At 37.6% G+C, this 12,130-nt stretch carries 13 protein-coding genes; 5 read left to right on the forward strand and 8 right to left on the reverse strand.

Translation table 11 applies throughout. The annotated features are described in order from the left end of the window. Window positions 1-3 precede the first annotated feature (3 nt). The 3 genes from V7D82_RS06215 to V7D82_RS06225 form a co-directional block, all read right to left on the reverse strand. Entirely contained in the window at window positions 4-1,851 is a 1,848-nt protein-coding gene (locus V7D82_RS06215; protein WP_333600110.1) for a M56 family metallopeptidase, read from the reverse strand. A gap of 1 nt (window position 1,852) precedes the next feature. Beyond that, on the reverse strand, window positions 1,853-2,212 hold the full coding sequence (locus V7D82_RS06220; RefSeq protein ID WP_333600111.1) for a BlaI/MecI/CopY family transcriptional regulator: 360 nt from the start codon (window positions 2,210-2,212) through the stop codon (window positions 1,853-1,855). 122 nt (window positions 2,213-2,334) lie between these two features. Then, window positions 2,335-3,552, reverse strand: a complete 1,218-nt coding sequence (locus tag V7D82_RS06225; protein WP_333600112.1) for an MDR family MFS transporter — start codon at window positions 3,550-3,552, stop codon at window positions 2,335-2,337. 84 nt (window positions 3,553-3,636) lie between these two features. On the opposite strand from V7D82_RS06225, the gene V7D82_RS06230 reads away from it, so the two are divergent. The 4 genes from V7D82_RS06230 (at window position 3,637) to V7D82_RS06245 (ending at window position 6,446) form a co-directional block, all read left to right on the forward strand. Beyond that, window positions 3,637-4,299 carry a TatD family hydrolase gene (locus V7D82_RS06230; RefSeq protein ID WP_333600143.1) on the forward strand — a complete coding sequence of 221 codons (663 nt, stop codon included), beginning with the start codon at window positions 3,637-3,639 and terminating at the stop codon, window positions 4,297-4,299. 77 nt (window positions 4,300-4,376) lie between these two features. Continuing rightward, window positions 4,377-5,096, forward strand: coding sequence for a tRNA threonylcarbamoyladenosine dehydratase (locus tag V7D82_RS06235; RefSeq protein ID WP_333600113.1), 720 nt, complete (start codon window positions 4,377-4,379; stop codon window positions 5,094-5,096). A gap of 40 nt (window positions 5,097-5,136) precedes the next feature. Beyond that, window positions 5,137-5,799, forward strand: a complete 663-nt coding sequence (locus V7D82_RS06240; RefSeq protein ID WP_333600114.1) for an HAD family hydrolase — start codon at window positions 5,137-5,139, stop codon at window positions 5,797-5,799. Continuing rightward, on the forward strand, window positions 5,796-6,446 hold the full coding sequence (locus tag V7D82_RS06245) for a GDSL-type esterase/lipase family protein (protein WP_333600115.1): 651 nt from the start codon (window positions 5,796-5,798) through the stop codon (window positions 6,444-6,446). Before V7D82_RS06240 ends, V7D82_RS06245 begins: the two co-directional genes overlap by 4 nt. A 59-nt stretch (window positions 6,447-6,505) precedes the next feature. Here V7D82_RS06245 and V7D82_RS06250 read toward each other — a convergent pair whose 3' ends face one another. The 4 genes from V7D82_RS06250 to V7D82_RS06265 all read right to left on the reverse strand — a co-directional run bounded on the left by V7D82_RS06250 (window position 6,506) and on the right by V7D82_RS06265 (window position 9,293). Further along, the gene (locus tag V7D82_RS06250) at window positions 6,506-6,745 is read right to left on the reverse strand and encodes a hypothetical protein (RefSeq protein WP_333600116.1); all 240 of its coding nucleotides are present in this window, start codon (window positions 6,743-6,745) and stop codon (window positions 6,506-6,508) included. A gap of 81 nt (window positions 6,746-6,826) precedes the next feature. Further along, window positions 6,827-8,113: a cryptochrome/photolyase family protein gene (locus V7D82_RS06255; RefSeq protein WP_333600117.1), complete on the reverse strand. Its 1,287-nt coding sequence runs from the start codon at window positions 8,111-8,113 to the stop codon at window positions 6,827-6,829. 9 nt (window positions 8,114-8,122) lie between these two features. Continuing rightward, window positions 8,123-8,821, reverse strand: coding sequence for an SDR family NAD(P)-dependent oxidoreductase (locus tag V7D82_RS06260; protein ID WP_333600118.1), 699 nt, complete (start codon window positions 8,819-8,821; stop codon window positions 8,123-8,125). A gap of 4 nt (window positions 8,822-8,825) precedes the next feature. Further along, complete coding sequence (locus V7D82_RS06265; protein WP_333600119.1) at window positions 8,826-9,293, reverse strand: SRPBCC family protein; 468 nt, start codon at window positions 9,291-9,293, stop codon at window positions 8,826-8,828. A gap of 128 nt (window positions 9,294-9,421) precedes the next feature. Here V7D82_RS06265 and V7D82_RS06270 point away from each other — a divergent pair, with 128 nt between their 5' ends. Continuing rightward, entirely contained in the window at window positions 9,422-10,276 is an 855-nt protein-coding gene (locus tag V7D82_RS06270; protein WP_333600120.1) for a DUF2911 domain-containing protein, read from the forward strand. A 55-nt stretch (window positions 10,277-10,331) separates the two neighbouring features. Here the strand turns inward: V7D82_RS06270 and V7D82_RS06275 are convergent, their stop codons facing one another. Then, window positions 10,332-12,053: a sodium:solute symporter gene (locus V7D82_RS06275; RefSeq protein ID WP_333600121.1), complete on the reverse strand. Its 1,722-nt coding sequence runs from the start codon at window positions 12,051-12,053 to the stop codon at window positions 10,332-10,334. Window positions 12,054-12,130: the final 77 nt, after the last annotated feature.

Genomic DNA, 12,130 nt, shown 5'->3' on the forward strand with positions numbered 1-12,130 from the left:
AAATTATGATTTTTGTTTCTTAAGTTCAGTTTTTGCTTTTTCGAGTTCAGCTTTGGCTTTCTCCATTTCGGCTTTAGCCTGTAGCATTTCTTCTTTGGCTTGCAGCATTTCGGCTTTGGCTTTTTCTAATTCCGGTTTTGAAAGCTCAATTTCTCTTCTTGCTTTTTCCATTTCCGGTTTTCTTCTTTCCATTTCTGCGCGTACTCTGTCTTTTTCGATTTTAACCATTTCCATTTGCTTTTTCATTTGAGGTCCCATCCGTCTGATTTGGATTTGGGCATTGGCCATGGCTTCGCTTCTTACTTTCGCCATGTCTTTTCCATTAATGATAATTTGAGTAGCTTCACTATCTCCATCATTCATTTTGGATGCGTTTTTGAGTTCTTCTAATTCATCTTTATCTAAAGAACTTTCGTCGCCTTCAACTACTTTTCCGTTGATGATTACCAATGGTTTTTTACCGTCTTTTTTGATGATTATTTTGGAATTTCCATCATTGGAAGCAATCCTATCGGCTCCATCCGTGTTGATATCAAAGTCAAAATTAAGGTCTTTAATTTCCGGAATACTGTCGTCATCAAAATGATAGGCATAACTCATTTCTGGCTCTCCCTCATTAGTAGCATTTTCATTTTTGCCATGATTGATGTTGGTGATTACTCTCACTTGTTTTGGCTCTCCAAATCCAATCGCTTCGTCATTTTTATAGAAATGGATTGGTTTTATAGGCTCATCACCATTTACCTGAGTGGTGCCTTTGTTTCCCTTTTTGTCTTTAAACTCCACTTTGATCCCAGTGATTTCGCCGGAAGTATTTCGTTTAATTTTGGTGCATTTTAAAGTAACACCATGTTCTTCTTTTAATCGGGCCGCTTCTTTTTTCAAGTCTTCATCTGAGGAAGATTTGTCAATTTTGATATGAATTCCCTCAGAGTTTCTGAGTTTTTCCATGAAAGCGGATTCCTCTTTTTCCTGCGCAATAGTTTTAATCTGAAATAGCAGCACGAAGCCAATTAGGGCTGGAATTACTAAAGCGTATTTCCAGGAATTTCTTTTGTGTGATTGATTGGTGTTTAACATAACGATTCGTTTTTTGATTAATGATTGATAAAAATGATTGGTAATGGATAAGCAGTTTTGATGCGAAACTACTTTGAGTAATGCGTGTTGATAAGCTTGTCGGTCGTCGAGTTGCTGAATTGCTTTTTGGTCGGCAATGTATTCCAGATTTTGGGAAATAGCTTTTTTATAAAGCCAAACAAACGGATTAAACCAAAATACTACAGTGAATAATTTGACCAATAAAACATCAAAAGAATGATGTTCTTTGCTATGAACCTGTTCGTGTAATATGATGCTTTGCAACTCGGCATCCGTATAGAAATCAGAATTGTAAACGATGTATTTAAAGAACGAAAATGGAGAGATGTTATCGTCTAAGTCAACTAAGGTAAATCCTTCTCTTTTAAACATTTGCTGTTTGTGAAGCATTCGATACAGTGAAAGTAAATTAAGCACAATTTTAATCACCAAGACAAAGGCAATACTGATGTAACCAAACCAAATAAGTTGTGTCCAATCAAATGCTTCAACAGCTTGTATCTCTTTAGTCGTTGCAGTAGCTTGTTGGGAATAAGCCACCAAATCGGCCATCGAGATTTTAGGTCTTTCCACCCAAATTATCTTTTTGATAAAAAATAACGGAAGCAAGGCCGAAGTAAATAAACCGGCTAATAAAAACCAACGGTTGCTGTTAAAAAGAGTTTCTTTGCGCACCAAAAAATAATACGCCAAATAAAACATAGCAAGCAATCCGCTCGACTTGACTAAATAAATGAAAAGTGTTTCCATGTTATTGCTTTTTTTCGATTATGGCTAAAATCTCGCGCAATTCTTCTGCTGATATTTTTTGTTCTTCAGCAAAAAATGACACCATATTTTTATAGGAATTATTAAAATAAGTCTCAATGGCAGTGTTCATAAAGCGCTTTCTATAGTCTTCCATTTTTACGATGGGGAAGTACTGATGTGTGTTTCCATAGGCATTGTGTGCTACAAAACCTTTGTCTTCCAGATTTCTGATTATAGTAGAAAGTGTATTGTAGTGGGGTTGATCTTCGGTAATTTCGGCCAAGACATCTTTCACGAAAGCTTTTTTTAACTTCCATAAAATTTGCATGATTTCTTCTTCCTTGTTTGTTAACTTTTGCATGATGATTTAATTTGAAATCAAACTTACAACTATATTTTTAGTTAACAAACTGTTTTTATAGTTATTTAACTAAATTTTAAGGAATGCATAAAGAAATTAAAAGTTAAGCAATTGATTAATAGCTAGTTGTTTTCTGATTTGACTAGGCGGTAAGCCCAAAGCCCAAATAGAGTTCCTACGATACCCAGCATTCCCATAAAGAACCAATTGGTGGTATAACCGAAATCCTGAATGATTTGCATTCCCATTTTGGAACTGAGAATGTGCGCCATACTAAAACTCATCGTGTAAATGGCCATGTAGCGTCCTTCATGTCCTTTGGGGGCCCGACTCAAAGAAACCGAATTGGAGAAAGGGAAAGAAAACATTTCGCCAAAGGTCATAAAGATCATCATTACGATTAATATGCCCACCCAGGCTTTAAACATCAATAGAAACAAGCTAATCGCCATCAGGAATGTACCAGTAAATACTACTTTTATCTTGTTGATTTTTTTGCGTTCAACAAAGCTTACCAAAGGCATTTCGAGGAAGAATATCAGTAAACCATTCATCGTTAGTAACAACCCAGTTTGAAATTCCGTCAAATGAAACTGTTCGCCGTGATACAACGGAATAGTGGTGAAGACTTGGAAAAATAAGATTCCGCTAACCAAACACGTAACCTGAAAAACCCAAAAGGCTTTGTCCTTGAAAACCGATTGAGCGAGTACTTTGCTGGGATGTTCTTTGTCTAGGAAAGGTGATTTCTTCTTTTCTTTTACCAATAACCAAAAGATTAGTATGGCCACTATACAGGTAGCGCCATCCACCCAAAATAGACCACGATACCCAATATTCATAATGATTAAACCACCTAAGGCTGGTCCGGCAGAGAAACCGAGATTAACGGCTAGTCGAACTAATGTCAGCGCCCGGGTTCTGTTCTCGGGTTTGGCATAAGCGCCAATAGATACAAACATCGCAGGGCGGAACATATCGGCAATAATCATTAATAAAAACATACCAATGCAGAGCCCGACAAAACTGGTGATGAATTCCACAAAAAGAAGTAAAATACCGGTAGTTAGCAAACTAAAAATCATGATTTTGTAAAACCCGATTTTATCCGAAAGTTTGCCGCCCAACCAAGAACCAATCATAGAACCGCAACCAAAACAAACCATAATCCAACCAACTTGACTATAGGAAAAACTCAAATCTTCTTTCAGGTATTTCGAAAGAAAAGGCAATACCATCGTGCCGGCACGATTGATAAATGTGATGATGGTCAGTATCCAAATTTCGCGGGTGAAGCCTTTGAAATTGTTGAGATAGCGTTGAAAAGCGGTTAGGAGCATGGATTGATGATTGATACAACAAAGGTAAAAAACTTTACAGCTTGGTTTCTTTGTGGCTTTGCAACTTTTACAGTATTTTTGAACATGCCTTATTTTAATCTTCATACACACAAATACACCAACAATCATAATACTTTGGAGTTGGTGAATCAATATCCTTGGGAGTTTGATGCCAGTATTCCGCAGTATTCCATTGGCATTCATCCGTGGCATATTGATGTAGCACGATTGGAAAGTGATTTACAACTTATAGATGAAAAACTGGCCTTACCCGAATGCCTGGCTTTGGGCGAATGTGGTTTAGATAAACGCATTGAAATACCACTGTCACTACAGATTGAAGTATTTGAAAAGCAAATTGCTCTGGCTGAAAAACACCAAAAACCTTTAGTATTGCACTTAGTAGCGGCTTTTCAGGAGTTGATTGAAATTAAAAAACGATTGAATATTTCGGTGCCAATAATCATTCATGGATTTTCCAAAAACGAACAAGTAGCCCGCGAATTACTTCACAATGGTTTTTATTTATCGTTTGGCAAATACTTGTTGCGCAACCCGGAATTGAAAGAAGTCTTTCTCTCGGTGCCCAATGACCGTTTCTTTCTCGAGACTGATATGATTGAAGAAACCTTGGAGGAAGTATATGAGCTTGCCGCTTCTTATAAAAAAATCACCATAGATGCTTTACAAACTCAGGTAGAGGAGAATTGGCGAAAGGTTTTCGGAAAAAACAATACCATTTCATAATTACTTTGAACCTTTTCCTTCCTGTTTTTTGCTTATTTTTACACTCATAAAATCAGAAATACTAAATACGGATTCGCATGGCTAAATGGCAGGAAAGAGCAGAGCTTTTATTTAAAACCGAAGGATTAAACAAGTTAAAAAAAGCTAATGTCCTAGTCGTTGGATTGGGTGGTGTGGGTTCTTTTGCTGCAGAGTTTTTGGCTCGTGCCGGAGTGGGAAACTTGACAATTGTTGATGGGGATGTAGTTGATATTACCAATGTGAACCGACAATTACCGGCTTTACACTCTACAGTTGGAATGCCGAAAGTGCATGTAGTTGGGGATCGATTGATGGATATTAATCCCGAATTAAAGTTAACCCGTGTGGAAGAATTCCTGTCACCGGAACGCTCGCTGGAAATCGTAACTCCCGAATTTGATTATGTGCTGGACTGTATTGACAGTGTAACTCCAAAACTGAATCTGATTACTGCCTGTAAAAGAAAACGGGTCAAAGTTATTTCGAGCATGGGCGCCGGCGGAAAGATGGACGCTTCCAAAGTAAAGGTGGGCAATATCAAGAATACTACCAATTGTCATTTGGCAAAGACCATCAGAAAGCGTTTAAAAAAGATCAAAATTGATAAACTGAAAGTAGTATACTCATCCGAAATACAAGATGCCAGCAGTCTTAAAATGACCGATGGTGCCAATTATAAAAGATCATTTTATGGTACCAATAGCTATATGCCGTGTCTTTTTGGCTTGTATGCTGCCGAAACCGTAATTCGTTATTTGCTTAAACAAGAAGAATAAACTCAAAATCATAGCGCCTCAGCTACTTAGAACTTAAAAAATGATACAAACCGTAATTTTCGATATGGATGGTGTGATTGTTGACACCGAACCGGTGCACCATTATGCCTATAACCAACATTTCAAACAACTCAATATAGAAGTCACGCCCGAGATGTACGCTTCGTTTACCGGTAATTCAACCAAGAATATCTTTGAACGTTTGAAAACCCAATTTAATTTGGAAGAGGATGTACAGACTTTAGTAGAAACCAAACGCAATCTCTTCAACGATGCTTTTGACAACAAAGAAGATTTGTATTTGCTGGACGGTGTGGAAGATTTAATCAAAGATTTGTATGCCAATGGGATGCAGTTGGTTTTGGCTTCTTCCTCGGCGACGGTTACTATTAATCGAATTTTTGACCGTTTTGGTTTGCACAAATATTTCTCTCATATTGTTTCGGGAGAAGATTTCCCAAAATCGAAACCGCATCCGGCGATTTTTCAGCATGCGGCATTTTTGGCACAAACTCCGATTGAAAATTGCATTGTCATTGAAGACAGCACCAACGGAATTTTAGCCGCAAAGGCTGCCGGAATTTATTGCATTGGCTATGACAGTTTTCATTCCAAAATGCAGGATTATAGCAAAGCGGACCAAATTATCAGTAATTTTAAGGAGTTGAATTACAGTATCATTCGCCAAATCCAACCCTCATGAAAAAGATAGTAGCTTTATTCGTTTTATTCATTTCGCTTCAGGTAGCTTCGCAGGAGAAACCTTTTTGGGATGAAATAAAAGCCTTCAGAACCCAAGACAGCATCCAAAAACCGCAGGACGGAATGGTTTTGTTTATTGGGAGCTCTTCGTTTCGTTTATGGAAATCGGTGAAAGAAGATTTTAAGAATCCGAATATAGTGAACAGAGCTTTTGGTGGGGCAACGCTATTGGACGTGATTAACTATCAGGATGATGTGGTTTTGAAATACAAACCGAAAAATATATTTATTTATTGTGGCGAAAATGACATTGCCAGCTCCGAGAAAGTAACTCCGGCAATTGTTTTCGACCGATTTAAAACTCTTTATCAAACCATACGAAATCATTTTCCGGAAACGCCGATTGTTTTTGTGTCGATAAAACCGTGTATTTTACGATGGTCAATGAAAGACCGAATGATGGCCGCTAATACTTTAATAAGTCAGTATTTAAGCCAACAAAAGAAAGCTACTTTTGTCAATATTTGGGATAAAATGCTCGAGAATGGCGAACCAAAAAAAGACATCTTTATTGAAGATAAGCTCCATATGAATGCCAAAGGATATGCCATTTGGGTAAAAGAAATGGCCACATTAGTGAACGAATAGTGATTGTAATAGCATAAAAAAAAGCCAGTGAGAACTGGCTTTTTTATTGGAATAAAGTCTTATTTTTTGACTTCTACTTTTACGTCTTTGCTATCAACATTAACACCATCACTGCTCACTTTTACTGAAGTCCCGTCCGTTTTTGGCTGAGTAGTATCTTTTACAACTACAGTGTCAGTTTCGACTGTATTGGTAGTGGTATTATTTTCAATAGTATCCGTTGTTTTTTCTTCTTTTTTTCCGCAAGATGATAAGGTTAATACAGTTATCAATCCCAAACATAATCCAATCTTTCTCATAAATAGTTATTTAAAGTGAATAGTAAAGGTACTCTAAAAGCAATGACTAAACTATTTATTATCAAACTATTAATGTTAAAGCTATCCAACAGCTTCTTTATAAATTTTCAAACATCTTTCTCTGGCTTCTTTGTGCTCAACAATTGGTTTAGGATATTCCAAAGTATTCAGTTCAGGAACCCATTTTTTGATGTATTCTAAATCCTTGTCAAACTTCTTAATTTGTTCTGTTGGATTGAAGATTCTGAAATAAGGAGCAGCATCAACGCCACAACCTGCAGCCCATTGCCAGTTGCCTACATTGCTGGCTTGTTCGTAATCTAACAGTTTACTGGCAAAATAGGTCTCGCCCCAGCGCCAGTCAATTAATAAATGTTTGCACAAAAAACTAGCTACGATCATTCGCACGCGATTGTGCATGTGTCCGGTGGCATTCAGTTCTCGCATGCCGGCATCTACAAAGGGATAACCGGTTTGGCCTTCGCACCATTTTTGAAATAATGCTTCATTATTGTCCCAACGAATGGCATCGTATTTTGGGCGGAAACTTTTAGTAATGGTATGCGGAAAATGCCAAAGGATCTGCATAAAAAATTCGCGCCAAATGAGTTCTTTAAAGAAAGTTTCATTTTGACTTTCAATTGCTTTAGCCACCATTTTCCGAATGGAAACGGCTCCAAACCGCAGGTAAATCCCGAGATAGGAAGTCCTGTTCATCGCCGGAAAATTGCGTGTCGCTTCGTAATTATCGATTAAATCATTTGAAATATCATAAGGTGTCACCTGAATAGTTGATTTTTGAAATCCTATTTCTTTTAAGTTCAAAAAAGGATAGGAGTGGAGCGCGATTTGGGCTAAATAATCTTCGGAATTGTAATGAACAAGCTGAATTTTTTTAAAGTTCTCTTTCCATTTATTAGAATAGGGAGTGTACACTACATAAGGCGTTCCGTCGTCTTTCACCACTTCGTTTTTCTCGAAGATGACTTGGTCTTTACTCGTTTTGAATTCGATGTTGTATTCTTGGAACAAATGATATAATTCTAAATCGCGTTTGCGGGCATACGGCTCGTAATCGTGATTGGTGTAAACCGCTTTAATATCGTTTTCGGTAAGTATTTTATTGAATATTTCAAAAGGCTCACCGTGAAAAACAGCCAATGATTTTCCAAATTTCTTTAGTTGGCTTTGTATTTTTTCCAATTGCTCCTGAATAAAAGTAACACGCGCATCGTCTTTGGGCAATTGTGTCAGTATGGTAGTATCAAAGATGAAAATAGGTAGCACTTCTTCATTACTTTTTAAAGCATGAAAAAGCCCAACGTTATCATTCAGGCGCAAATCGCGGCGAAACCAAAAAATATTCATATTACAAATTTAGGAATTTACTAAAAGGGTTGACATTCCTCCATCCACATGGAAAATCTGGCCAGATATCCAACTGCTTTTGTCACTTAACAGAAAGCTAGCCATTTGTGCCAAATCGGTCGAAGTGCCAAATCGTTTCAACGGATGACGTTGTGCTGATTTTTCTCTTTTTTCGTCGCTGTTTAAAAATTTATCTGCTAAGGGCGTATCCGTAAGTGAAGGAGCAATAACATTCACTCTGATTTTCGGAGCATATTCGGCTGCTAAAGCTTTGGCAAAACCTTCAATAGCACCTTTGGCTGCAGCTACACTGGTATGAAAAGGCATTCCCATACTCGCTGCCACGGAGCTAAACAATACAATGCTTGATTGTTCTGAAGCTATTAAATTTGGTAAAACAGTTTGAATTACCTTAATCAGGCTGATGAAATTGATTTGCAAATCGGCTTCGAAGGCTTCGGGTTTTAAACCTCGAAACGGACGCAAATTAATGCTTCCCGGGCAATAGACTAATCCGTCAATTACAGCGGGTAAAATAGTTGTGTCTAAGGTGTCGGCTAAAGCATCAAACGGAAGGTGAGTTATGTTTAATTCGCTCAAATTCTCGTTAGTGCGAGAAGCAATAAAGAGATTGTTTTCTGTGTTTAGTTCTTTGGCTATAGCTAAACCAATGCCATAGGAACCGCCAATTAAAAGTATGTTTTTCATGTTGTTAGGTTTTGTATTCTCCAAAAATCTCTGTGAGTTTGTTTCTACGGTAGTCAAAGATTTCGTCAAGTTTGGGTTTTACCAAAAAAGGATGTACTAACTGCCCCAAAATTCCCATCGGTACCTTATAATCTATGACGTCTTCCATTTCTACACCGCCCGGAATTTCTTTTAAAAAGTGTTTGTGATGCCAAAGCGAATAAGGACCGAAACGTTGTTCATCTACAAAATAACTTTTGTCTTTTAGATGAGTAATTTCGGTTACCCATTTCATAGAAATGCCCATAACAGGCGTTACGATATATTGAATAATTTGTCCTTCAAACATTGCTCTGTCATCACCCGAAAGGGTTTTAAATCCCATGTAATCCGGAGTAATAATTTTAAGATTCTTCGGGTTCGATAGAAATTCCCAAGCTTCGTTGAGTGTAATGGGAAGGTTTTGTTTGGTATGTAGTGTATATATTTTCATTTTTTGGTAAAATTACAAAATTGTTTAATATTTTTTTAATTTTGTTAAACAAAATATATTTAAGTTATTCTTAACATTCGCCAACTTATACTATTTGTAATTTTGAAAAACATCAAAAACACTAGCTCATGAGAAAAATTATTTTTGTTTTAGCAACGCTAATTGCTAATTATGTTATTCACGCTCAAGTGAAAACACCACAACCAAGTCCACATTCCACGCTAACACAAGTCGTGGGTTTGACAGATGTAACTGTTGATTATTCGAGACCCAGTGCTAAGGGAAGAGTGATATTTGGAGATTTGGTTCCGTTTGGAAAACTTTGGAGAACTGGCGCTAATGCCAATACAACTGTTACGTTTAGTGAAGATGTTGTAATTAAAGGCACTACTTTAAAGAAAGGAAAATACGCTTTATACACTACACCAAAAGCCGATATGTGGGAAATCATTTTCTACTCTGAAAGCGATAATTGGGGAACACCGGAGAACTGGAATGTGAACAATGTGGCGTATACCACGAATGTTGATCCTATTGCGTTAGGCAATGCTGTAGAGTCGTTTACCATTTCGATTAATAATTTGACGAATGACAGCGCTACTTTAGATATTTCCTGGGAGAAAACCATGGTGTCTTTAAAGTTTGAAGTACCAACTCAAAAAATGGCTATGGCCAGTATCGACAAGACTTTAGCCGGACCAACTGCCGGAGATTATTTCTCATCCGCTCAGTATTTTTACCAATCGAATGGTGACTTGACTAAAGCTTTAGAGTATGTAAATAAAGCTATCGCGATGACAAAACCGGGAGATGATATTCCGTTTTACCAATTGCGCATGAAATCGTTAATTCAGGCTAAATTAGGAGATAAGAAAAGTGCGATTGAAACCGCAAAATTGTCGTTAGCCGCTTCTGAAAAAGCAAAAAACAATGATTATGTTAAAATGAATAACGACAGTATTAAAGAATGGAGTAAGAAGTAATTTTATTTTTTATACAATTGGAAACCACGGATTCAGTAATGAATTCGTGGTTTTTTTATGCCATGACTTTTTCTTTTTCCCGGAATATAAATTGGGAAATGACTGCCAAAACTACCGTCAGGGTGGCTCCAATAAAGTTAAGCCACAAATACCCGAGTTTTTCCTGACCAGTCGGATAAATATGAATGGTGTAGTAGTAGATGAAAAAGATAGTGGTTTGGCTAATGATAGCGCTGTAAAATATGGCATTAGCTTTCACATATTTGATATAAAACCCAACCAAAAACACGCCTAAAACGGTTCCGTAGAATATGGAACCTACGATGTTTACCAGTTGAATCAAGTTTTCAAATAACGTTCCCACACAGGCAAAAAGGATGGCAATGATTCCCCAAAGCAGGGTAAAGGCCTTGGTAGCATTTACAAAATGCTTTTCCGATTTTTCCCCGTTGACATTTCGTTTATAGATATCAATGGCAGTGGTTGATGCTAAAGCGGTCAAGCCCGAAGCCGAGGACGACATCGCCGCCGAGAAAATCACAGCCAGTAAAAGCCCGATTAAACCGGAAGGAAGGTAATGCAGAATGAAATAAATAAAGACATAATCCTTATCGTTGGTTTCGGCTTTGCCGTCTACCTTTTCGATGATTTCCTTGGCTTGGTCGCGCAAATCTTTTTCTTTTCCGGAAAGGGAAACCAGCTTTTTCCGAAGTATTGGGTTGTCGTAATTTTGATTTAAATGGTCAATGTAGAGCAAGTTGTATTCCTTTTTCTCTTCGGATAAATTGACTAATTGTTTTTCAAGTGAGTTGTATTGTGTGGCATATTGTGACTTTTCAACCGCATCTTTATTGATAGGATTGAAATGCAACGGCACCGGATTGAATTGGAAAAATACAAATACCATGACTCCGGTTAATAAAATGAAAAACTGCATCGGCACTTTCAAAAAACCATTCATGATTAATCCCATTTGGCTTTCTCTGTCTGATTTCCCGGAAAGATATCGTCCCACCTGCGATTGATCAGTTCCAAAATACGAGAGCATCAGGAAGAAACCTCCGGTGATACCACTCCAAAAGGTATAACGATTTTCCGGATCAAAAGAGAAATCCAATATGTTCATTTTGCCATTGGCACCTGCAATATGTAGCGCATTAGAGAAGGTCATGTCATTGGGCAACAAGTGCAAGATGAGAAAGAACGTGATAAACATTCCGCTCATGATGATGAACATTTGTTGCTTTTGGGTAACGTTTACCGCTTTGGTTCCGCCGGCAAAAGTGTATATAATCACCATTATTCCGATGATGACATTGAGGAACGTCAGATTCCAACCCAAGATAGACGAAAGAATAATGGCTGGCGCATAAATGGTTAATCCGGTGCCCAGTCCTCTTTGGATTAAGAATAAAATAGCCGTAAAGGAGCGCGTTTTTAAATCGAATCGTTTTTCTAAATATTCGTAAGCGGTAAAGACTTTGAGCTTGTGGTAAATGGGAATAAATGTGATGGAAATCACCACCATGGCGATGGGCAAACCAAAATAAAACTGTACAAATCCCATTCCGTCGTGATAGGCCTGTCCCGGTGTGGAAAGGAAAGTAATCGCACTGGCTTGGGTTGCCATGACAGACAAACCAACCGTCCACCATGGAGTTTCTTTATTTCCTAAAATGTAATCTTCTACGTTTTTGCTTCCTTTGGTTTTATAAACTCCGTAGAAAACAATGAACAATAGCGTTGCCGAAAGTACAATCCAATCCAGTTGCTGCATACTAAAAGAATAATTGCATTAGAATAAAAAAGATGATAATATAAATAGCATTGATGACCAAAACCCAGGTGTAGCTA

It is taken from the genome of Flavobacterium sp., assembly GCF_036741995.1.
GTDB lineage: Bacteria > Bacteroidota > Bacteroidia > Flavobacteriales > Flavobacteriaceae > Flavobacterium.